This is a genomic window from Ruegeria sp. CL5, from assembly GCF_056536485.1.
Genome location: NZ_JBQFPS010000001.1, coordinates 695,050 through 715,429, shown reverse-complemented (window position 1 = coordinate 715,429; position 20,380 = coordinate 695,050). Strand labels below are relative to the sequence as shown.

At 56.8% G+C, this 20,380-nt stretch carries 21 protein-coding genes; 5 read left to right on the top strand and 16 right to left on the bottom strand.

The genetic code is table 11. The features are described from left to right. Positions 1 to 40: 40 nt before the first annotated feature. The 4 genes from ACR0IU_RS03525 to ACR0IU_RS03510 all read right to left on the bottom strand — a co-directional run bounded on the left by ACR0IU_RS03525 (position 41) and on the right by ACR0IU_RS03510 (position 3,070). Positions 41 to 253 carry a hypothetical protein gene (locus ACR0IU_RS03525; protein ID WP_010438892.1) on the bottom strand — a complete coding sequence of 71 codons (213 nt, stop codon included), beginning with the start codon at positions 251 to 253 and terminating at the stop codon, positions 41 to 43. 53 nt (positions 254 to 306) lie between these two features. Next, a complete protein-coding gene (locus ACR0IU_RS03520) occupies positions 307 to 2,088 on the bottom strand; it encodes an acyl-CoA dehydrogenase C-terminal domain-containing protein (RefSeq protein ID WP_480715264.1) in 1,782 nt (593 codons plus the stop codon). A gap of 37 nt (positions 2,089 to 2,125) precedes the next feature. Continuing rightward, positions 2,126 to 2,527: a MerR family transcriptional regulator gene (locus ACR0IU_RS03515; RefSeq protein WP_039536426.1), complete on the bottom strand. Its 402-nt coding sequence runs from the start codon at positions 2,525 to 2,527 to the stop codon at positions 2,126 to 2,128. 174 nt (positions 2,528 to 2,701) lie between these two features. Continuing rightward, positions 2,702 to 3,070, bottom strand: coding sequence for a MerR family transcriptional regulator (locus tag ACR0IU_RS03510; protein WP_480714695.1), 369 nt, complete (start codon positions 3,068 to 3,070; stop codon positions 2,702 to 2,704). 117 nt (positions 3,071 to 3,187) lie between these two features. On the opposite strand from ACR0IU_RS03510, the gene ACR0IU_RS03505 reads away from it, so the two are divergent. The 3 genes from ACR0IU_RS03505 to ACR0IU_RS03495 are packed head-to-tail and all read left to right on the top strand — an operon-like array spanning position 3,188 to position 5,443. After that, entirely contained in the window at positions 3,188 to 3,607 is a 420-nt protein-coding gene (locus tag ACR0IU_RS03505; RefSeq protein WP_010438901.1) for a PaaI family thioesterase, read from the top strand. 1 nt (position 3,608) lies between these two features. Continuing rightward, on the top strand, positions 3,609 to 4,124 hold the full coding sequence (locus tag ACR0IU_RS03500) for a PaaI family thioesterase (protein ID WP_480715263.1): 516 nt from the start codon (positions 3,609 to 3,611) through the stop codon (positions 4,122 to 4,124). 2 nt (positions 4,125 to 4,126) lie between these two features. Then, positions 4,127 to 5,443 carry an MATE family efflux transporter gene (locus tag ACR0IU_RS03495; RefSeq protein WP_480715287.1) on the top strand — a complete coding sequence of 439 codons (1,317 nt, stop codon included), beginning with the start codon at positions 4,127 to 4,129 and terminating at the stop codon, positions 5,441 to 5,443. Here ACR0IU_RS03495 and arsC read toward each other — a convergent pair. From arsC to ACR0IU_RS03475, 4 genes are read right to left on the bottom strand one after another with little or no spacing between them, the layout of a single operon-like run. Continuing rightward, on the bottom strand, positions 5,440 to 5,781 hold the full coding sequence (gene arsC, locus ACR0IU_RS03490; RefSeq protein WP_480715262.1) for an arsenate reductase (glutaredoxin): 342 nt from the start codon (positions 5,779 to 5,781) through the stop codon (positions 5,440 to 5,442). The two genes, ACR0IU_RS03495 and arsC, sit on opposite strands and share 4 nt — an antisense overlap. Continuing rightward, on the bottom strand, positions 5,778 to 6,836 hold the full coding sequence (locus ACR0IU_RS03485) for a quinone-dependent dihydroorotate dehydrogenase (protein WP_170770120.1): 1,059 nt from the start codon (positions 6,834 to 6,836) through the stop codon (positions 5,778 to 5,780). The genes arsC and ACR0IU_RS03485 overlap by 4 nt, the downstream gene beginning before the upstream one ends. Further along, a complete protein-coding gene (locus ACR0IU_RS03480; protein ID WP_480715261.1) occupies positions 6,833 to 7,264 on the bottom strand; it encodes a DUF1330 domain-containing protein in 432 nt (143 codons plus the stop codon). Before ACR0IU_RS03480 ends, ACR0IU_RS03485 begins: the two co-directional genes overlap by 4 nt. Then, complete coding sequence (locus ACR0IU_RS03475) at positions 7,261 to 7,599, bottom strand: DUF952 domain-containing protein (RefSeq protein ID WP_170468820.1); 339 nt, start codon at positions 7,597 to 7,599, stop codon at positions 7,261 to 7,263. Before ACR0IU_RS03475 ends, ACR0IU_RS03480 begins: the two co-directional genes overlap by 4 nt. A gap of 109 nt (positions 7,600 to 7,708) precedes the next feature. Between ACR0IU_RS03475 and ACR0IU_RS03470 the strand changes: the two genes are divergently transcribed. Further along, positions 7,709 to 9,292: a bifunctional metallophosphatase/5'-nucleotidase gene (locus tag ACR0IU_RS03470; RefSeq protein WP_480715260.1), complete on the top strand. Its 1,584-nt coding sequence runs from the start codon at positions 7,709 to 7,711 to the stop codon at positions 9,290 to 9,292. Between the two features lie 50 nt (positions 9,293 to 9,342). Here the strand turns inward: ACR0IU_RS03470 and ACR0IU_RS03465 are convergent, their stop codons facing one another. Beyond that, positions 9,343 to 10,995, bottom strand: coding sequence for a tetratricopeptide repeat-containing sulfotransferase family protein (locus ACR0IU_RS03465; protein ID WP_480715259.1), 1,653 nt, complete (start codon positions 10,993 to 10,995; stop codon positions 9,343 to 9,345). Positions 10,996 to 11,142: 147 nt separating this feature from the next. Between ACR0IU_RS03465 and mnmH the strand changes: the two genes are divergently transcribed. Next, the gene (gene mnmH, locus ACR0IU_RS03460) at positions 11,143 to 12,195 is read left to right on the top strand and encodes a tRNA 2-selenouridine(34) synthase MnmH (RefSeq protein ID WP_480715258.1); all 1,053 of its coding nucleotides are present in this window, start codon (positions 11,143 to 11,145) and stop codon (positions 12,193 to 12,195) included. Here mnmH and selD read toward each other — a convergent pair. From selD to ACR0IU_RS03425, 7 genes are read right to left on the bottom strand one after another with little or no spacing between them, the layout of a single operon-like run. Next, positions 12,186 to 14,345, bottom strand: a complete 2,160-nt coding sequence (selD, locus tag ACR0IU_RS03455; RefSeq protein WP_480715257.1) for a selenide, water dikinase SelD — start codon at positions 14,343 to 14,345, stop codon at positions 12,186 to 12,188. The two genes, mnmH and selD, sit on opposite strands and share 10 nt — an antisense overlap. A 5-nt stretch (positions 14,346 to 14,350) precedes the next feature. Further along, on the bottom strand, positions 14,351 to 14,737 hold the full coding sequence (locus tag ACR0IU_RS03450; RefSeq protein ID WP_480715256.1) for a Na+/H+ antiporter subunit G: 387 nt from the start codon (positions 14,735 to 14,737) through the stop codon (positions 14,351 to 14,353). A 7-nt stretch (positions 14,738 to 14,744) separates the two neighbouring features. Next, positions 14,745 to 15,014 (bottom strand): K+/H+ antiporter subunit F, encoded by a 270-nt coding sequence (locus tag ACR0IU_RS03445; protein ID WP_010438928.1) that lies wholly within the window; start codon positions 15,012 to 15,014, stop codon positions 14,745 to 14,747. After that, entirely contained in the window at positions 15,011 to 15,508 is a 498-nt protein-coding gene (locus ACR0IU_RS03440) for a Na+/H+ antiporter subunit E (RefSeq protein WP_319547302.1), read from the bottom strand. The genes ACR0IU_RS03445 and ACR0IU_RS03440 overlap by 4 nt, the downstream gene beginning before the upstream one ends. Next, the gene (locus ACR0IU_RS03435) at positions 15,508 to 17,055 is read right to left on the bottom strand and encodes a monovalent cation/H+ antiporter subunit D (RefSeq protein ID WP_480715255.1); all 1,548 of its coding nucleotides are present in this window, start codon (positions 17,053 to 17,055) and stop codon (positions 15,508 to 15,510) included. The genes ACR0IU_RS03440 and ACR0IU_RS03435 overlap by 1 nt, the downstream gene beginning before the upstream one ends. Next, entirely contained in the window at positions 17,052 to 17,411 is a 360-nt protein-coding gene (locus ACR0IU_RS03430) for a Na+/H+ antiporter subunit C (RefSeq protein ID WP_010438934.1), read from the bottom strand. The genes ACR0IU_RS03435 and ACR0IU_RS03430 overlap by 4 nt, the downstream gene beginning before the upstream one ends. Beyond that, positions 17,411 to 20,281: a monovalent cation/H+ antiporter subunit A gene (locus ACR0IU_RS03425; protein WP_480715254.1), complete on the bottom strand. Its 2,871-nt coding sequence runs from the start codon at positions 20,279 to 20,281 to the stop codon at positions 17,411 to 17,413. Before ACR0IU_RS03425 ends, ACR0IU_RS03430 begins: the two co-directional genes overlap by 1 nt. Positions 20,282 to 20,380: the final 99 nt, after the last annotated feature.

The following is a 20,380-nucleotide window of genomic DNA, read 5'->3' as shown; positions in this document are numbered from 1 at the left end:
ATATGTTTTCGGTGCTACCTTCAGTGGCCAGCACGAAGTTTTAACGTTTTCGAGCTTCCAGCTCTGAATTAAATATGCGCAGCCTATGCGTCAGGTTTTCGTGATCGATCACGCTGTTGAAGTTCTCAAAAAGGAACGACAAAGCCTCACCTTCATCCAATCCCGCTTCTCGTGCGAAACCACGGAGCTTACGGTAGCCGTCCTCGGTCATCGCGACCGGAAATCGGCGGGTCAGGCGAAAGCGTTTTGGCATCTTGTCTCCTCCGTTGGTGGGCTCGGGTTGCTTTAACCGAGCCCACACTGAGATCAGAAGTTCGCCGCGTCCAGTGCCATTACCGTGTCTGCTCCGGTCTGGATGCGGGCCAGATGCATGGCTGTCGCGGGCAGGCGGCGGGCCATATAGAAGCGACCGGTATTGATCTTGGTCTCGTAGAACTCTTTATCCGAGGCACCGCCGTCCAGTGCGTCCTGAGCGGCCTTTGCCATCTGCGCCCACATCAGGCCCAGGCAGACATGGCCGAACATGTGCATGAAGTCGTATGACCCGGATAGAGCGTTGTTTGGATTCTTCATGCCTTCCTGCATGAAGTACATGCCAGCGGCCTGCAGGTCCTTGGAAGCGGCCTTCAGCGGTTCGATGAAGGCTTTATCGTAAGATTCTTCCTTGCCGCCGTTTTCCTTGCAGAAGCTTTTGACCATCTCGAAGAAGGCCATGACATGCTTGCCGCCTTCCTGGGCCAGCTTCCGACCCACTAGGTCCAGCGCTTGAACACCGTTTGCGCCTTCGTAGATCATGGCAATCCGGGCATCGCGGGTGTATTGCGACATGCCCCATTCTTCGATGTAGCCGTGGCCGCCATAGACCTGCTGCGCCTGAACAGTCATGTCGTAGCCTTCGTCAGTCAGGAAGCCTTTGATGACTGGCGTCAGCAGTGAGATCAGCCCGTCCGCGTCTTTGTCTCCCGAGCGGTGCGCCTTGTCGATCATGGTCGCGCCCCACAGGATGAACGCACGTGCACCCTCGGTGAAGCTTTTTTGATCCATCAGGTTGCGGCGGATGTCGGGGTGCACGATCAGCGGATCGGCGGGGCCGTCCGGGTTTTTCACGCCTGTAACATCGCGGCCCTGCAGGCGATCTTTTGCGTATTCCAAGGCGTTTTGATAGGCCGCTTCGGCCTGAGACAGGCCTTGCATGCCCACACCTAGACGCGCTTCGTTCATCATGGTGAACATGGCGCGCATACCTTTGTGCTCTTCGCCCAGCAGCCAGCCGGTTGCCTCGTCATAGTTCATGACGCAGGTCGAGTTGCCGTGGATGCCCATCTTCTCTTCGATTTTGCCGACCGAAACACCGTTGCGTTCACCCGGGGTGCCGTCTTCGTTCACGATGAATTTGGGCACGATGAACAGCGAGACACCCTTGATTCCCTCGGGTCCGCCGGGGATTTTGGCCAGAACCAGATGGATGATGTTGTCAGCCATGTCGTGATCGCCCGCCGAGATAAAAATCTTCTGACCGGAAATCTTGTAGCTACCATCGCCCTGCGGCTCGGCCTTAGTACGCATCAGGCCCAGATCGGTGCCGCAATGCGGTTCGGTCAGGTTCATGGTGCCGGTCCATTCGCAGCTGACCATATTGGGCAGGTACTTGTTCTTCTGCTCGTCAGTGCCATGCGCCAGGATGGCTGAGGCTGCGCCGTGGGTCAGGCCCTGATACATCACAAACGCCTGGTTCGCGCCCGAGAACATCTCACCCACCGCAGTACCCATCACGTAGGGCATGTTCTGGCCGCCATACTCTTCCGGCATGTCGAGACCTGTCCAGCCACCTTCCTTCATCTGCTCGAAGGCGTCTTTGAAACCTGTAGGGGTGTACACAATCCCGTTTTCCAACCGGCACCCTTCGGTGTCGCCGACCACGTTCAGCGGGTGCAATACGTTGGAGGCAACCTTGCCGGCCTCTTCCAGAACCGCGCCGGTAAATTCGGCTTCCAGCTCGTCATAGCCGGGGATATCCGACTGCGAGACTTTCAGAACGTCGTGCAGGATGAACTGCGTGTCTTTGGTTGGCGCGTTGTAGACGGGCATGTGAAGCTCCCTTAATTCATATGTCCGAAAGGCGGGTTTATTCAGCCGCCTTCTTTTCCTGTTTCATCGAGGCGATTACCTTCTCGCCCCAGCGCAACTGCTCTTTCAACTCGTCGATGGCCTGTGTCAGTTCTTCGCGGCGCGATTCCATGTCAGCAAGACGTTCACACGCGATTTCATAAGTGCGGGACATCTGGGTCAGCTGTTGGTCGCCCACGTGATACAGATCCAGAAGCTGGCGGATTTCTTCGAGGCTGAAGCCAAAGCGCTTGCCGCGCAAGATCAGTTTCAAGCGTGCACGATCCCGTTTGGTGAACAGGCGCTTTTGGCCCTCGCGGATCGGAAACAAAAGCTCTTTGGCCTCGTAGAACCGCAATGTGCGGGGCGTGACATCATATGTCTCGCACATTTCGCGGATGGTCAGCAGATCTTCGGTCATGGTTCAAACTCTCATCACTGGCGTCATGCAACCTGAGTTGCGCAGTCGATAAGCGTTTTACAACACACAAGTGACGTTTACGTAATGCGGACGCTGCGTCACAAATAAGTTGACGTAACATCCGGTCGCGTAAACAGGGGTTTTCGCAATTTTGTTGCCGTTGGGGAAGGCAGTTTACTTCAGCAGTTTGACTGTCTGGTCACGTAGTTGCTGCAACGCGTCCATCGCCTCATCCAGTTGCGCGCGTTGCTGGCGCAGCTCTTCCATCTGGCGATCTGCCATCTCTATGAAAGTCGCCATCTGCGCCTGATTGCCCTGATCTTCGTAGATCAGCAGCCACTGCCGGATCTCTTCCAGAGGAAATCCAAACTTACGGCCACGCATGATCAGTTTCATCCGGGCGCATTCTCGGGGGCCGTAAAACCGCGACCTACCTTCACGGTCAGGCTGCAGCAATTCGATATATTCGTAATAGCGCAGGGTGCGCGGGGTTACGTCGAACTCGGCGCACATTTCTTTGAATGACAAACGGGTGTCGGACATTCCGGGTCTCCTTGGCTGCAACCTAGGGCGTCGTTGCGGCAAGCGCAACAGGTGGGCTTGCCCTTGGTGTAAACGCAGGCCCATAAAGGGGCAGGTAGAAGGACAGGACCCAACCCCATGGTCGATAAGACAGTTTTAGCGCGGCAGTTCATCGAGGCGATTCCGCATGCGAAAGCCCTGGGGCTTGATCTGACCCACATTGGAGAGGGTGAGGCCGAAATCTCGATGCCCTATAACGAGCAACTGATCGGCGACCCCAGAACCGGCGTGATCCATGGCGGGGCCGTGTCGGCTATGCTGGATACCTGTTGCGGTGCCGCAGTGATGAGCCATCCTTCGGCCCCCGGAGGGACCGCCACCATCGATCTGCGGATTGATTACATGCGGGCTGCGACGCCTGGGCAAAGCATCCGAACTCGCGCGACCTGCTATCACATCACGCGCAACGTGGCCTTTGTTCGGGCGACGGCGACCGATGATGACAGCGACCGGCCGGTTGCGACCGCATCGGGTGCCTTCACCGTGGAGGGTCGCTGAGATGGCAAGACCTCGCCCCGAACCTATGCAGGTGGTCAAGCAACGCCGTGATGCCGCTCTGACCGCTTTGGTCGAAGGTGTGCCGTATATTCGGTTCCTCAATATCACATTCGACCGGCGTGGGGACGAACTGACAGGTGTACTGAATTTCGATGAGAAGTTGATCGGTAATCCTTTTCTGCCTGCCATCCACGGCGGTGTGACGGCGGCGTTCCTGGAAGTCACGGCCGTTATCACGCTGAGTTGGGAGCATATGTTCCCCAGGATTGAAAGCGGTGAGATCGGTGCCGAAGATATCTTGACCGACGAGAATATCCGCTTTCCCAAAACCATCGACTTCACGGTCGACTACCTGCGATCTGGCCTGCCGCGCGACGCCTATGCGCGCGCATTCATCAACCGCGCTGGTCGGCGTTATGCTTCCGTCCGGGTCGAGGCTTGGCAGGACAACCACGCCAAACTCTTTGCGCAAGGCACCGGGCATTTCTTAATGCCGCAGCCTCCGACAAAGCCGTGAGCTTGGAGGAGGCCAACGCGCCCATCACCCATCGGCGCGTCCTGAAAATCGCGATGCCGATCGTGCTGTCGAACGCGACCGTACCGATCCTCGGGGCAGTGGATACCGGCGTTGTCGGTCAGATGGGGCAGGCCGCCCCCATCGGGGCTGTGGGTATGGGCGCGGTGATCTTGTCGGCGATCTACTGGATATTCGGCTTTCTGCGGATGGGCACTACCGGGCTGGCGGCACAGGCGCGCGGTGCAGGTGACACTGCAGAAACCGGAGCGTTGCTCATGCGAGGCTTGCTGTTGGGCGGAACAGCAGGATTGGTCTTCATTGCCGCGCAGGTTTGGGTATTCCTTGGAGCTTTTGCACTGTCGCCCGCCAGCGCCGAAGTCGAGTCTCTGACGCACGCCTATCTGGAGATTCGCATCTGGGGCGCTCCGGCCACGATTGCCCTTTATGCGGTGACAGGCTGGCTGATCGCAGTCGAACGCACGCGAGGTGTATTCATCCTGCAGATATGGATGAATGGGCTGAATATAGCGCTGGATCTATGGTTTGTGCTTGGCCTGGGCTGGGGTGTCGAGGGCGTTGCCATCGCGACACTGATTGCCGAGTGGACGGGTCTTGCCCTGGGTTTGTGGCTTTGTGGTGATGCGTTTGGCGGCAAGCAATGGCGGGATTGGCCGCGTATTTTTGATGCCGCACGGCTGCGCCGGATGATGCAGGTGAATGGCGATATCATGGTGCGCTCGGTTCTATTGACCGGGGCTTTCACCACGTTTTTGTTTGTCGGTTCCGATCTGGGCGACGTGAATTTGGCGGCCAATCAGGTGCTGTTGCAGTTTCTCGAAATCACCGCGTTCGCTTTGGACGGATTTGCTTTCTCGGCAGAAGCGCTTGTCGGAGGAGCCGTCGGTGCTCGCGACCGCCGGAAGGTCCGGCGCGCGTCGGTCATGGCGTCTCAATGGGGCGTTGGCGGGGCCATCGGGCTTGGGCTGGTGTTTTACCTGGCAGGGCCCGCGCTGATCGATCTGATGTCGACATCGCCTGAAGTTCGTATGACGGCACGCGAGTATCTGCTCTGGGCTGCTCTGGCACCGATCATCGGAGTGGCAAGCTGGATGTTCGACGGTATCTATATCGGCGCCACCTGGACCCGCGATATGCGCAACGCGATGATCCAGTCAGTCGCGCTGTACGTGGTTGCGTTGTTCGTGCTGGTGCCAACGATGGGCAATCATGGGCTTTGGGCCGCGCTGATGGTGTTGAACATCGCACGGGGCCTTACGCTTGGTTGGCGCTATCCGCGACTTGAGGCACAGATCGCCTAAAGCAAGTCCAGCAGGTTCTCGGGCGGGCGTCCGATAGCGGCTTTGTCGCCCGCGATGGCCAGCGGACGCTCGATCAGGATCGGGTGGTTGGCCATGGCCTGAATAAGCTCCTCATCGGGCGAGGTCTTGGCCAGACCAAGCTCTTTGAACGTTTTCTCTCCGGTGCGCATCATGCTGATCGCCGGGATATTCAGCTTGGCCAGAACTGTCCGGATTTCACCAGCCGAGGGCGCGTCTTCAAGATATTTGCGCACCTCAGGCTGTGCACCGTTTTCCTTCAGCAATGCCAACCCCGCGCGGGACTTGGAGCAGCGCGGGTTGTGCCAATATTCGATCATAGCCAGTCCTCTCGTTTGCTGCCGACAGCTTGCGCGACCGAGGTGTATCCGTCGCGTGCCAGCAGGTCATCCAACCCCTGCGCGATTTCAGCGGCCAGAGATATCCCGCCATAGACCATCGCTGTGTAGAACTGCACTGCGGACGCTCCGGCACAGATCTTTGCATAGGCCTGATCTGCCGTGCTGATGCCGCCAACCCCGATCAGCGGGATATCTGCGCCTGTCAACTGGCTGAGCTGCGCCAGCACTTGCGTCGATTTCTCGAACAGGGGCGCGCCGGATAGGCCACCAGCCTGATCCTTGTGTGCACTGCGCAGGCCATCGCGCGACAGCGTGGTGTTGGTGGCGATCACCGCGTCCACGCCGGTTTCACCGGCGACATCGGCGATATCCTGCAATTCGGCCTCGGTCAGGTCCGGGGCGATTTTCAAGAAGATCGGGATCGGGCGAGGCAGGGCGTTTCGGGTTTCGATCACACCGCTCAGCAACGCGCTCAGCGCCGCTTTGCCCTGCAAATCTCGCAGCTTTTCGGTATTGGGCGAAGACACATTGACGGTGGCAAAGTCCAAGTGCGTAGCGCAATGGGCAAGCACTTTGGCGAAGTCTCCGGGCCGATCATCACTGTCTTTATTGGCCCCGAGGTTCAACCCGATGACAGCGTCCTCGGGACGCTGCGCCAGACGCGCGGCCATGATCTCCATTCCCTCGTTGTTAAAACCAAAGCGGTTGATCGCCGCGTGGTCTTCCGTCAGGCGGAAGAGGCGCGGTTTTGGATTGCCGGGCTGTGGGCGGGGTGTCACCGCGCCCACTTCAATAAACCCGAATCCAGCACGCGAAAGTGGTGCCAGTGCCTCACCATTTTTGTCAAACCCCGCAGCTAGTCCAACGGGGTTTGGCAATTCCAGGCCTGCAACACGGGTTTTAAGCCGATCCGATGTGACCGGCCCGGGCGTTGGTGCCAGCCCCGAGGTCAGGGCCTTGATCGAAAGCCCATGCGCGATTTCAGGGTCAAGGCGGTGCAGGGCGGCCAACCCCAGTTTCTCAGTCATTTTCATCCGAAGGAATCTCCACCTTCTGTCGGCGCACAACGGATCAGGCGCGAGGTTTCAACGGCGGCTTGCCGGTGCATCACGGCAGCGCGATAAGCTGGGTCGGTCACCATCTCAAGAAACGCATGGGCGGTGGGATAACGGGCGATGAACACTTCGTCCCATTCTTCATCCTGCGGCCCGATAAGCGTAGTCTGAAACGTACCGCGCCAAAGGATCGTTGCACCTATGCGGGCGATGATTGGGGCAGTCTCTGCCCCGTAGTTGCGGTAGGCTTGCGCTCCGGTCAACCCAGCATTAGCCAGCGGATGATCCGACGGATACTGTGCTGTCTCGCGGAACTTCACCAGGTTGAGCATCTCGATCGGATGGTCACGGTTGAGGTCTTTGAATGCCTCAAACTGTTCCCGATCCGGGTCGATGAAGCGGGTCATTCCATCCCCTCCGGGAACCGGTGGGCTTGACCATCAAAGGGCAGGTCTTGCGACCAAATCACGTCCGACATTCGAATTTGACGATAAAGGTGAGGAAACAGCGCGCCGCCGCGCGAGACCTCCCATTTCAGATCGTCGCCCATAGCATCGGCATTACATGCCAGAAGTGTTAACCCCGCGATACCAGCGAAATGCTTGGCGGCAGTCTCCTCAGCCTGCTTTGCGGTTGAGAAATGGACGAACCCATCTGTCACATCAATCGGAGCCCCGTTCGAGGCTCCGTGTGCCTGCAAGTCGGCCCACTCGTCGGCCCGGAAAATCTTGTAAATCAGCATATCGGTCTGATGCCTTGCGCGGCTGATGGAATCAAGCTGGATTTCCCCCTTTGACTCTTTGCTGCGCAACGCGCACGATCACGACAAAACAACGATAGGGAGTTTTGAGATGTTCACCCGATTTTTAACTTCGGTCGCTGTATTGGGCCTGACAGCCGGTATGGCAGCGGCCGAATACAAGCTTACGATTCTGCATACGAATGACATTCACAGCCGCATCGAATCCATTAACAAATACGATTCGACCTGTGACGCCGAGGGTGAGGCCGAAGGCAAATGCTTTGGCGGCGTTGCGCGCCTGAAGACAATTGTGGATGCCAAGCGCGGCGAATTGGCGGACGAAAATGTCCTGCTGCTGGACGCGGGCGATCCGTTTCAGGGTTCGTTGTTCTATACGACCTATAAAGGTGCTGCCGAAGCAGAATTTATGGAAGCCATCGGTTACGATGTGATGGCGGTTGGCAATCACGAGTTCGATGACGGCCCTGCGGGCTTGGCCGCTTTCGTAGATACGGTCAGTTTTCCTGTGATTTCTGGCAATCTGGACTTGTCTTCTTCGACTGAACTGAAGGGCAAGGTGGATAACCACGTTGTACTGGACGTCGGCGGTCAGAAAGTAGGCATCATCTCAGCCCTCGCAACGGATACCGTTGAAACTTCGAGCCCGGGCAAAGACGTCGTTTTTCAAGACGAAATTGAAAGCCTTCAGGCCGATGTCGCTGCCCTGCAGGACGAGGGTGTGAACATCATTATCGCGCTGACCCATGTGGGGCTGCCCAAAGATATCGAGATCGCCGAGAAAGTGCCGGGTCTGGACCTCGTAGTTGGCGGGCATTCGCACACATTGCTGTCGAACACGAATGAAGACGCCGCAGGCGCCTACCCGACAATGGTGGGCGACGTCCCGGTGGTTCAGGCCTATGCGTATTCGAAATATCTGGGTGAGATCGTGCTGACATTTGACGATGACGGCAACCTGATTTCGGCAGAAGGTGAGCCGATCCTGCTGGATGCCTCGGTCACTCCAGATGCAGATATCGCGGCGCGTGTCGCGGAAATGGGCGCCCCGATTGAAGAGATGAAGCAGCGTGTTGTTGCCAATTCTGGCGCGACCATCGAAGGATCTCGTGATGTTTGCCGTGTGCAGGAATGCGAGATGGGCAATCTGGTTGCGGACGCGATGCTTGCGCGTGTGGCAGATCAGGGTACTCAGATCGCTATCGCCAACGCTGGTGGGCTGCGTGCTTCAATCGATGAAGGCGAAGTGACCATGGGCGAAGTTCTGACGGTTCTGCCGTTCCAGAACACGCTCTCGACCTTTGAGATCAGCGGCCAGGGTGTCATCGACGCACTTGAGAATGGCGTGAGCCAGGTTGAAGAGGTCAAAGGTCGCTTCCCGCAAGTGGCGGGCATGACTTTTACCTGGGATCCATCGGTCGCACCGAATGAAGGCCGGATTGTCGAGGTCATGGTCGCCAACGGTGACGGCTTTGCGCCTATCGATCCGGCGGCGACATATCTGGTTGTCACAAACAACTATGTCCGCAATGGTGGTGACGGGTACAGCGTATTCTCGGGCGATGACAAGAACGCTTATGACTTTGGCCCCGATTTGGCGGATGTAACAGCCGAATACCTTGCCGAAAACGCCCCATATCAGCCCTATCTGGACGGTCGTATCAAACAAAAGTAATGCTCGCACAACAAACGGAGAGGCCGCCCACTACAGGCGGCCTTTTTGATTCAGTCGAACTTGTACTCAGGCCAAAGCGCTTGGTCGAAGCCGTCTAACATAGGTTGAATGTGGTCTGTGACATCACGCCAGCCGCCTATGGAACGGGTCGAGATTTTCTGGCGTACCTGATCGACACTGGCAGTGCGCACTTGCTGTGTGTTTCTTTCAGGGTGCATCATCTGTTCGTCCCATCCGATGCCGCAAAACGCTGTAATGTTCTTGCTATGAGTTTCAGGATCGGCGACCAGCTCTTCGTAAGATACCGACAGGATACGGTCCCCGAAGATGTTGTTCCAGTGCGCCATATAGCGCCTGTACAGGTTGGCTGAATGCGCAATTGCCTTAAGATCAGACGCATAGCGCAGCCCCGGTTCAGGAAAACGCCTGATCCATTTGGATAGGCCCACATCCCGCGGATCGCGGATCATGTTGATAACCCGGGCTTCAGGGAAAGCCGCTAATAAAAATCCAACCCGCTGATAATTATGAGGCATCTTGTCGACAAATGCGGTTGTACCCTTGGGGGTCGGTGGCATTAGTCTGCGGAATACCTGTGCAAAGTCTGCGGCTGCTTTCGCGTCAAAAGGCGTGTTCGAATCCAGATAGGAATTTGAAAGATCAGCCCCCAGCATAAGCTCTCCGCAGCCAACAACACCGGGTAGGGAACTCAACATCATTTCCATCAATGTCGTGCCCGACCGGGGCTGCCCCACCACAAAAATCGGTCTCGGGTCGCCGTCAGGCATCGAACCAATTGAAGACATATCATCGGTGAACAGGCTGCAAATTTCGCTTTGCTTTTTCTCTTCAATTGCAAAGTCATACGGGTTTGTCGCATGTTGTGCCGCATTGGCGCGCGCGAATAGAGGCAACGCCACATGCAACCCCTTGCGTGCCAAAGTCACGTTTGCCTTTGCAAAGCCAAGCAATGAATCGTCGTGATCGCTTTGTGAAATCGCGGTTTCAATGGTGTCGGCAAGTTCGTCTGCTTGCTTTTCATCTGCTACCATGGACATTTGGTATAGCGCCACAGCTGAAACAGGATTTGCCGCAAGAACAGAGAGCAAGATCTGCCTTGACCCGTCCTTGTCGCCAGCCTGATGCAGGTTCACTGCTTTTCGGATGGCGATGTCTTCTTTTTCAGGTGCTATCTCAAAGGCGCGTGAAATATCTTCGGTGCTTTGTTGCGCAAAGCCGATCTGCCCATAGGCCCGGGCACGCGATGATAGCAGATCAGCGTTATCAGGATCAGTCGCTAATTTTTGCGTGGCATGTTCGATGATCAAGCGCCAGTTCTGCCCTTTGAGCTGGATTTCGTCGATGACACGAACCAGTTCTTTGCTGTTGGGGAAACGCGCCAGCTTTTGTTCGGCATACGTAAGCGCGCGTGGGATTTGCCCTGTTTGCATCAGCGCATTTGCCAGATTTTCAACAAATTGCACATCGTCTGGCTTCATGCGCGATGCTTCGGCGAAATGGGGAATGGCTTGCTTGTACCGCTTCATCTCGGTGAGCACAAAACCAGCAATGGCTTGATAATCTGAATCCTTGGGGAATTTCTTGATGCCCAGTTGCGCCTTTTTCAGTGCCTGAGGCAGCTTTCCCGCCTCAAGGTCACTTAGTGCTTTGCTTTTGAGAGAGTTCGGGGTCTGTTGTGCCATTCGAGCGCAGGTCCCATGAATGAAATCTATTTAGAATAGTTCATTACCCAAGCGCACGCGTATTGCAATGGCTCATCAATGCGGCGTTCCGGTGTCACTGATGGCCGCTTGCTTTTCTTCTGCCGATAGGCGCGATAGACCGTTGGCATGACATTGAAGTTCTCCAGTCTGGCACAGCTTTACAGCCACGAGTTTGATACGGTCATTGACGTGCGAAGCCCAGCTGAGTTCGCCGAGGATCACATGCCCGGCGCCATCAACCTTCCCGTTCTGAACGATGAAGAGCGTGCGCGGGTTGGCACCATGTATGTCCAGCAAAGCCCGTTTCTGGCCCGCAAGTTGGGTGCGGCACTGGTGTTTCGCAATGCAGCGGGTCACATTGAGAACCGACTTAGCCACCATGAGGGAGACTGGAAACCCTTGGTTTATTGCTGGCGTGGTGGTCAGCGATCCGGGTCCTTCGGCTGGATGCTGCAACAGATTGGCTGGCGTGCCGAGGTGGTTGAAGGCGGATACCGGTCCTACCGCCGGATGGTGAAGCAATATCTTTATGATGATGCGCTGCCCTATCGGCTAGTCGCGCTGGACGGATACACCGGGACGGCCAAAACTGACCTGCTGGCGCACTTGCGGACGCTAGGTGTTCAGGTGGTTGATCTGGAAGGGTTGGCCAATCACCGAGGATCATTGTTGGGCGAAATGCCCGGCGGCCAACCCAGTCAGAAAGCGTTTGAATCCGCTTTGACCGAAGCTCTGGTTGAATTGGACGAGACGCGGCCCATAGTGGTTGAGGCGGAATCGTCGAAAATCGGAAGCCTGATCTTGCCACCCAGCCTTTGGTCTGCCCTGTGGTCGGCACCTAGAATTCAAATCAATGCGCCGATCGAGGCGCGCACGGCGTATCTGGTCTCAGCCTATGACGACATCCTGTCGGACGGCGAAAGGTTACGAGACCGGTTGTCCCCGCTGCGGTTTCATCGTGGCCATGATGTTGTCGATGGCTGGTTGGATTTGATTGACGTGGGGGACAAAAGGGCTCTGACTCAGGCACTGATGGAGCAGCACTATGATCCAGCTTACGCCAAATCCCGTAAAGCACAACACGCTGAGGTAATCGCCCAGATTGATGCCTCGTCACTTGATGGCAAGGGGTTGTCCGCGACAGCGGAACAGATCGTAAGGATACTTGATCAGTTGTGAACGTGCAGGCCCGGTGTCGTGTTCAGGTGGCCGATCAGAGCAGCAGGATAGCCGACGGCCTGCAGTTGGGCACATAGATGTTCAGCCTCCTCGGATGCAACGGCTGCCAACAGGCCTCCGGCTGTTTGGGGGTCGAACAACAGGTCAGCCTTGCCTCCGGTTGGAAGTTCAGGGGTTATGGCGCGGTTATCGGCGTAGATTGTGGATCGGATGCCCTGATCACTTAGTTCAACTGCACCTGTCATAACCGGGATCTGCGCCAGAGACAGGGTCGCGCCACATCCCGAAGCCTCACACATGCCCTGCAGATGACCTGCCAGACCGAATCCTGTGACGTCGGTCATCGCGTGGGCGCCTCTTAAGATGTGGGATGCCTCGCCTTGCGGCTGAATCAAGTGCTCGAAAGCGGAAACGACCCAATCTCCTTTTGCTTGCCCGGCCATTTCAGCGGCCATCAACACACCGCTGCCTAGTGGCTTTGTCAGGATCAAGGCATCACCGGATTTCGCACCGCCTAGCGTGATGGGTTCGGCTTCGCAAAGACCTGTCAACGTGAAGCCAATGGTCAATTCATCACCCATCGAACTGTGCCCGCCGACAATTTCAGCACCGGCCTGATGCATGACGGTGCTGGCAATCTGCATGATCTCGGCCATCGTGCGTTGCTGGAGTTCAGCGGACATGCGGGGCAGGATGATTGTGGCCGTCGCGGCCTGTGGCTGCGCGCCCATCGCCCAAACATCACCAAGTGCGTGAACGGCGGCAATCCGGGTCATCAATGTCGGATCATTGGTGAAGCTGCGCAGATGATCCGAAGTTATAACCTGTCGTACACCACCGGTCTTCAGCAATGCCGCGTCGTCGCCGGGCAGGTGAGTGATGTCAGGCTTTTCAAGCCGCGGCAGTTCGGCCAGCGCGGTTTGCAGCGCTCTTCGACCGATTTTGGCACCGCATCCACCGCACATCGGCTTTTCTCCCAGTGCCTCTTGAATCCCAGCAGTGTGATACCGAGGCAGAGGGGGGGCGGGCATTTGGGGCAGTTCACGAAATTTGTTCATGAAACGCTGATCGATGCGGTTCTTCCACTTCCACATGAGCGGTCCGCTGAACGAGGTTCCCAATCGTTCGGCCAGCGCAGATTTTTGGCCGAGCGAGATGAGCTTCAGGTAATCCTTTTGAGGGGCATATCGCCTCATCTTCCCGGCACCGAGTGCCGCGCGCAGATTGTCATACAAGATCGGTGCCTCGCGCACCGCGTATACCCCGGCTTTGGGGCGCGGGTTATCTGAGAGGTGCGCACAATCACCGGCGGCAAAGATCGCAGGATCACTGGATTGCAGGAACGCGTTCACCTGGATGAAGCCGTCTTGAAGCGCGAGGCCGCTGTTGGAAATCCAATCATATGGCCGTGCGCCTGCCGCTCCGGTGATGAATTCGGCAGCGATCTGATGACCGTTTGACAGATCAATTCGCCCCTTTGAAATTTGCTGAATCGAAGCGTGCTCAAGAACTTCGATCCCTAGTTGCGTCATGGCCTGACGGATGGTTGCTGAGGCTTTTGGAACTGTTGCGGACAGGGCGGTTGCATTATCGATCAAAGTGACTTTTGCCGTGCGCCCCTTGGTATGCAGGGCATGGGCAATTGCCATGACCAATTCAGCACCGGCAACACCGCCACCGATCACCGCGACCGAGGCGGGGCCGGGCTCTGAAAGATACTCCTCCCATTGTGCGGCGAAGCGGCCAAGGGGTTTGGCGGGGACCGCATGGTCGGAAAACCCGGGCAAGGCAGGCATATCTGACGTGATACCCACGTTGACCGAGGCGACATCAAACTCCACCGGCGCGCGTCCGGGAACATGGATTTGACGTCTGTCCGGATCGATCCCCTCAACTGTGCCCAATATTACCCGAGCCCCTGCGTAGCGGGCGAGACGGACCAGATCGATATCAAGTTCCCAACGCTGATAATGGCCAGCAACAAAGCCCGGCAACATTCCCGAATAGGGCGCGGTCGGGCCGGGATTGATCACCGTAACACGTGCGCCCGGCAACGGGTTCATCCCCCATTTGCGTAGCAGTAGCGCATGGGTGTGACCCCCGCCAATCAGAACCAGATCGCGGGTCAGGGGCAGCGGTGGTGTGTGCATTGTAACTAGTTCGCGCTGTGTTCCGGGACGTCTTCAACCTGCTCAACGGCGTGGGTGGCCCAAAGCTCATCCTCGCCCGCATCAGGCAAATCACTGGGCTTTTCATGTCGATGAATGTGCCATTTGGCAATGAACAGGGCCGTGATCGGTGCCGTCAGGAAAAGGAACAGCGTAATCAACAGCTCATGCAGTGAAAGTTTGCCCTCAAGCAGTACTGAATGTGCGATCGAAGCCAGGAGTACACCTCCCACACCCAGCGTTGTCGCTTTGGTTGGTGCGTGCAATCGCGACATCGGGTCTTTCAGCTTAATCATTCCAAAGGAGCCGACAAAGCCGAATATGCCCGAGACGATCAGGAAGAAGGCAATGAGCAGTTCGAAGATGAATGTCATGCCGCCCTCACTCGATGATGTTGCCGCGCAGCATGAAGCGCGCATAGGCCACGGTTGAGACAAAGCCCAGCATGGCGATGATCATCGCGGCCTCAAAGAAAATCTCGGTTTCGATGCTCAGCCCATACAGTATCAGCAATGCGATGGTGTTGATCACCATTGTATCTAGTGCCAGTACACGGGTGCCCACGCCATCTGCAGTGATGATCCGCCAAAGACACATCATGATCGCCGCTCCGAAACAGGCGAATGCAAAATATATCGCATATTCGATCATTCGAAAATCTCCTTAAGGCGGCGCTCGTAGCGGCTTTTGATCTGGTCGCGCACTTCCTCGGGGTTTGGCGCATCCAAGCAGTGTACCAGCAGATTGTGCCCTTGCGCGGACAGATCACAGCTAACGGTACCGGGTGTCATGGTGATAGTTCCAGCAAGTACTGTGATCGCTTCTGGCGTACGCAGTTCGAGCGGGACACAAACGAAACTAGGTTGGCGGTCGGCATCCTTTTTAAACAGGATAATTCGAGCGACTGCGATATTGGCCATCACGATATCCCACAGCACGACCAGCATGTACTCCACGACCATTGGCCAATTGCGCAGCTTGGGACGGTCAGGCCAATAGGGTTGCGTGATGAACGGAATAATGATCCCCAGCAACAATCCGAATACAAGCGAGTTCAGCGACGGCGAATTCGCCAGTAAAATCCAGACGATCGTCAGAAGTACGGTCAGATGAGGGTGGGGGAATATCCGGTGTAGCAGCTTAATCATTCTTCCCTCCCCAGCACAGCCGAGATGTAGTTCTCGGGGGTAAACAACTGTTCTGCGGTTTTACTGGTGTACTGCAGTGCCGGGCCAGCAAATAATGTGAGCAGTACCAGACCAAGAACCGCGCCAAAGACTGAGGTAAACGCAAGGGCTGCGTGTGGTTCAGGCGCAATTGCGGTGGCACCTGGTTCTTCTTCGGAATCTGGTTCAGTTGGCGGGATTGCCTGTACGTCGTGGCACTTCCAGAAAATGAGCGTGCCGGCACGGGCCAATCCGACAATGGTCACGAATGATCCGATCAAGATCACAGCCCAGACCGCATTGGCATCCGGTGCCCCGCGCGAGGCGTCAAGAACAAGCAATTTGCCGATGAAACCGGATAGTGGGGGCATTCCTGCCATCGCAATGGCACCAACAAAGAAGAGGGCCGAGATCAGCCCGGTTTGCGGCATCGGTGCAGTCGGCGTGATGGCACCTCCACGACGTTCCATCACCATATCCGCCACCAGGAACAGCAAAGCGGTCGCCAGTGTCGAATGGAAGACGTAATACAGAGCTGCCGCCGTTGCGACCTCGCTGAACAGCGAGATAGCGATGAGCAATGTTCCCATCGAGGTAATGGCGCAGAAGGCAACCATCCGTGCGATATGCTGTGAGCCCAGAATACCTACGGCACCAACCGCCAAGGTGACCAATGCTGCAGGTTGCAACCACGCACCAACCAGGCCTTCGGTTGCGGCAACGTCCGGCCCGAAGACCAGAGTATAGACCCGCAGGATAGAGTAGGCCCCGACCTTTGTCATGATTGCAAACAGGGCGGCCACAGGTAGAGGCGCATTGGCATAACTTGCAGGAAGCCAGAAATGCAGCGGCAGCACGGCAGCCTTGATACAGAACACCAACAGCAGCAGAACGGCCCCAACCCGTAGCAGGGCGGTATCCTCGGGTGGAATTTCTGCGACCCGAACAGCCAGATCAGCCATGTTGAGCGTGCCGGTGACGGCGTAGATAGTTCCAAGCGCAAACAGGAAAAGGGTTGAACCCAGCAGGTTGTAGGTGACGTATTGCACCCCTGCCTTCAGCCGGACCGCTCCGCCTCCGTGTGTCATGAGCCCGTAGGAAGCGATCAGAAGGACCTCGAAAAACACAAAAAGGTTAAAGGCGTCCCCTGTCAGAAAGGCCCCGCAAACGCCCATGAGCTGGAAATGGAAAAGGGCGTGGAAATGCTTGCCCCTATCATCCCACCCGGATCCGATGGCGTAAAGAACGATGGGCAGGGCCAGCAACGCAGTAAGCAGCACCATCATGGCCGACATCCGGTCCAATACCAGCACGATGCCGAATGGCGCAGGCCAATCGCCCAGCTCATAGACCTGGATTTCCCCGGTTGTGGCTTGCGCTGTGATGGTCAGTGCGATCCCCAGCAGCCCGACCACCCCCGCGACCGAGAATATGCGTTGCAAATCCAGATGATATCGCAGGACCATGATGATGAACGGGGCCAGGATCGCGGGCAGGACGATCGGCGCAACGATCCAGTGGTTCATGCGTCTTCTCCCGGTGCATCCACGCTGTCGCTCGCACTCATGTCAATATGGTCATCCTTCGAGGACAGATAGGCAGACAGGGCGATCATCACGATCACCGCGGTCATCCCAAACGAGATCACGATTGCCGTCAGAACCAGCGCTTGCGGTAGTGGATCGGTATAGGGCACATCTTCGTATTTGTTCAGAACGGCCGGGGCGTCCAGCGCCAAACGTCCTGTGGCGAACAGGAATACGTTCACGGCATAGGTGATCAGAGACAGGCCCAGAATAACCGGGAAGGTTCGGCGGCGCAGGATCAGGAAAATCCCGGCGGCGGTCATCACACCTACTGCAGAGGCTACGAGCGCTTCCATCAGGCCTGCTCCTTCTCATTTTCATCTTCCGGAGGATTGTCTCGCAACGGATTGATATCCATCGGGAATTCCTGCGCCATGCCCGGCTGCCAGGCGAACCGCGACAGGCTGTCGAGCGCCAGCATCACCGCCCCCAATACGGCGAGGAACACTCCGGTATCGAACAGAATTGCAGTGGCCCATTCGAACTCTTCCAGAGGTGGCCAGTGGATATAACCGAAATCACTTGTCAGGAACGGGCGCTCATTAAACCACGCGCCTAAACCGGTGGCGGCGGCAATCAGGACACCCCAGCCGATCGTGCCGTGGTAATAGAACCGTTGCCGTTCGATGGCCCATGTGTATCCGCTGGCCATGTATTGCATCAGATATGCGATGGCGACGATGAGGCCTGCGATGAAGCCACCTCCGGGCTGGTTATGGCCACGGAAGAAGATGTAGGCACCAACCATCAAGGCAATTGGCATCATTACCCGGGTGGCGACAACCATCATCAGAGGATGCGAGTCACCTGACTGCGGCCAGTGCGGTTTGCGGTTCAGCAAATAGCCGCGCACGTTGGTGCTCAGAACCGCTTCGGTCAGGGCAAAGATGATCAGGGCCGCAATACCCAGCACGATGATCTCGCCAAACGTATCAAATCCCCGGAAGTCGACGAGGATTACGTTCACCACATTGGTGCCGCCACCGCCTTTGTAGGAATTCGCAAGATGGAAATCTGAAATCGTCGGAAAGGCGAAATCCCGCATCATCAGCGCGTAGATCAACGCGCCTGAGCCGATCCCGGCAACAACCGAAATCGCTGCATCGCGCCAGCGCCGTGCGGCGCTGCTGTCCCAAGGCGTTTCGGTGGGCAGGAAGTTCAGCGACAGCAACAACAGGATCATGGTTACAACTTCAACTGAAATCTGCGTCAGTGCCAGATCGGGGGCCGAGAGATAGTTGAACGCCATGGATACGATCAGACCGACAACCCCAATCAACACCAGTGAGAGCAGGCGGTTGCGGTGAAACCACATGATGGCAAGTGTCGCCGCGACAAGGCAAATCCAACCGATGATGGGAATGATCTGGGCCGGGAGCGGCACCCTGGTTTCTATGCCTATCGTGCCAGTTGCAAAGGCGTAGTAACCGATGCCGACCGTGAAGGCGATCAGGATGATGGCATAGCGGCTGATCACGCCGTTGTGCAGCTCATCCGTGATCCACTGGCTAAGGCGGGTCAACACGCTGATGACTGCTTCGAAGATCACCTTGGCCTCGGGGCGGGGCAGGGCATTCCAGATCTGCTCACCCCTGCGATGCAGGGACAGCAGGAATAAACCACCCAGTGTTGCTACCGCTGACATGTAAAGCGCGGGCGTGAAACCATGCCACAGTTTCAGCGAATAATAGGGCAGCTTCTGACCACCAATCACGGCGCTGGAGACAACCGCGACCAGAGGGCCGACGATCGCCGCGGAATAGAGGCCAATAAGGACCACCAGAACCACAAGGAACGCAGGCGCCAGCCACAACCCGATAGGGGGGTCATGCGGGTGAGCTGGATAATCTTTGCGTTCAGCACCCAGGAAAACATGCGCGACAAAGCGGAAGGAATAAGCGGCAGAGAACAGCGCGGCCAATAGCGCCAAACCGGGAACCAGATAATGCGAGTGCAGCCAGGTAGTGTGCACCGTCTCTTCCAGCATCATCTCTTTCGACAAGAAACCATTCAGCGGAGGCAGGCCAGCCATCGACAGCGCTGCAATGGTTCCAATGGTGAAGGTGATCGGCATCAGGTGACGCAATCCACCCAAGCGCTTGATGTCTCGTGTGCCGGTTTCGTGGTCAATGATACCAGCGGTCATGAACAGAGCGGCCTTGAATGTAGCGTGGTTGATGATGTGGAAGATGGCTGCCACAGCCGCGATCTTGGTGCCAAAACCCAGCAGCATGGTCACCAATCCAAGGTGTGAGACTGTCGAAAATGCAAGCAGTGCCTTGAGATCGTCCTTGAACAGCGCAATCACTGCACCCAGCAGCATGGTGATCAGCCCGGTGGTGGCGACGATGTAGAACCACGCATCCGTCCCAGCCAGAACTGGCCACATCCGGGCCATCAAGAACAGACCGGCTTTTACCATCGTGGCAGAGTGCAGATATGCTGAAACTGGTGTCGGTGCAGCCATGGCGTGCGGTAGCCAGAAATGAAACGGGAATTGTGCCGACTTGGTGAAACAGCCCAGCAGTATCAGGATCAGCGCGGGCAGGTAGTAGGGCGACGCCTGTATCAGTTCTTTGTTCTGCAGGATGACGCTTAGATCGTAGGAGCCAACGATGTTGCCCAGGATCAGCATCCCGGCGATCATCGCCAGCCCGCCTGAGCCGGTGACAGCCAGCGCCATCCGGGCACCTTGCCGCCCTTCGGGCAGATGCCTCCAATAGCCGATCAAAAGGAATGAGCTTAGGGATGTAAGTTCCCAGAAAATAAGAAGAAGTAATATGTTGTCAGACAGAACGATACCGACCATCGCGCCCTGAAACAACAGTAGATAGGTGTAGAACTGCCCCATCGGATCTTCGCGTGACAGGTAAAACCGCGCATACAGGATTATCAGCAAGCCGATCCCTAAGATCAGCAGCGCGAACAGAAAACCCAGCCCGTCGAGCATGAAATTCGCGTTCAGCCCCAGCCCCGGTATCCAGTCAAATCGCGCAGTCACCACCTCGCCGCGCATGACGCTGGGAATATGGATCAATAGTCCCATGAGGGCGAGGAATGTGGTCAGCCCTGCCGCGGAAGCTGCTGCGTTTCGTCCTGCCCGAATCAAGAGGGCTGGAAAAACAGCTCCGAGGAAGGGAAGGGCCGCGATAAGGAATAGGGACAAGTGCGATACTCCGGTCTGTGCGGTCAAGTTAGTCCTGATTTTGTAGGGAAAAATTCCGAACTGTCCAGAGATTGGGCTGTTTTTTCGACGAGATTGACC

Excerpts from the sequence above, each read along its gene's own strand:
- ACR0IU_RS03485 (WP_170770120.1), bottom strand. The coding sequence starts at position 6,836 with ATGAAAATGACTGAGAAACTGGGGTTGGCCGCCCTGCACCGCCTTGAC.
- ACR0IU_RS03505 (WP_010438901.1), top strand. The coding sequence starts at position 3,188 with ATGGTCGATAAGACAGTTTTAGCGCGGCAGTTCATCGAGGCGATTCCG.
- ACR0IU_RS03475 (WP_170468820.1), bottom strand. The coding sequence starts at position 7,599 with ATGCTGATTTACAAGATTTTCCGGGCCGACGAGTGGGCCGACTTGCAG.
- mnmH (WP_480715258.1), top strand. The coding sequence starts at position 11,143 with ATGACATTGAAGTTCTCCAGTCTGGCACAGCTTTACAGCCACGAGTTT.
- ACR0IU_RS03515 (WP_039536426.1), bottom strand. The coding sequence starts at position 2,527 with ATGACCGAAGATCTGCTGACCATCCGCGAAATGTGCGAGACATATGAT.
- arsC (WP_480715262.1), bottom strand. The coding sequence starts at position 5,781 with ATGATCGAATATTGGCACAACCCGCGCTGCTCCAAGTCCCGCGCGGGG.
- ACR0IU_RS03470 (WP_480715260.1), top strand. The coding sequence starts at position 7,709 with ATGTTCACCCGATTTTTAACTTCGGTCGCTGTATTGGGCCTGACAGCC.
- ACR0IU_RS03525 (WP_010438892.1), bottom strand. The coding sequence starts at position 253 with ATGCCAAAACGCTTTCGCCTGACCCGCCGATTTCCGGTCGCGATGACC.
- ACR0IU_RS03465 (WP_480715259.1), bottom strand. The coding sequence starts at position 10,995 with ATGGCACAACAGACCCCGAACTCTCTCAAAAGCAAAGCACTAAGTGAC.
- ACR0IU_RS03430 (WP_010438934.1), bottom strand. The coding sequence starts at position 17,411 with ATGGAAGCGCTCGTAGCCTCTGCAGTAGGTGTGATGACCGCCGCCGGG.
- ACR0IU_RS03450 (WP_480715256.1), bottom strand. The coding sequence starts at position 14,737 with ATGACATTCATCTTCGAACTGCTCATTGCCTTCTTCCTGATCGTCTCG.
- ACR0IU_RS03480 (WP_480715261.1), bottom strand. The coding sequence starts at position 7,264 with ATGACCCGCTTCATCGACCCGGATCGGGAACAGTTTGAGGCATTCAAA.
- ACR0IU_RS03435 (WP_480715255.1), bottom strand. The coding sequence starts at position 17,055 with ATGAACCACTGGATCGTTGCGCCGATCGTCCTGCCCGCGATCCTGGCC.
- ACR0IU_RS03510 (WP_480714695.1), bottom strand. The coding sequence starts at position 3,070 with ATGTCCGACACCCGTTTGTCATTCAAAGAAATGTGCGCCGAGTTCGAC.
- ACR0IU_RS03520 (WP_480715264.1), bottom strand. The coding sequence starts at position 2,088 with ATGCCCGTCTACAACGCGCCAACCAAAGACACGCAGTTCATCCTGCAC.
- ACR0IU_RS03445 (WP_010438928.1), bottom strand. The coding sequence starts at position 15,014 with ATGATCGAATATGCGATATATTTTGCATTCGCCTGTTTCGGAGCGGCG.
- ACR0IU_RS03500 (WP_480715263.1), top strand. The coding sequence starts at position 3,609 with ATGGCAAGACCTCGCCCCGAACCTATGCAGGTGGTCAAGCAACGCCGT.
- selD (WP_480715257.1), bottom strand. The coding sequence starts at position 14,345 with ATGCACACACCACCGCTGCCCCTGACCCGCGATCTGGTTCTGATTGGC.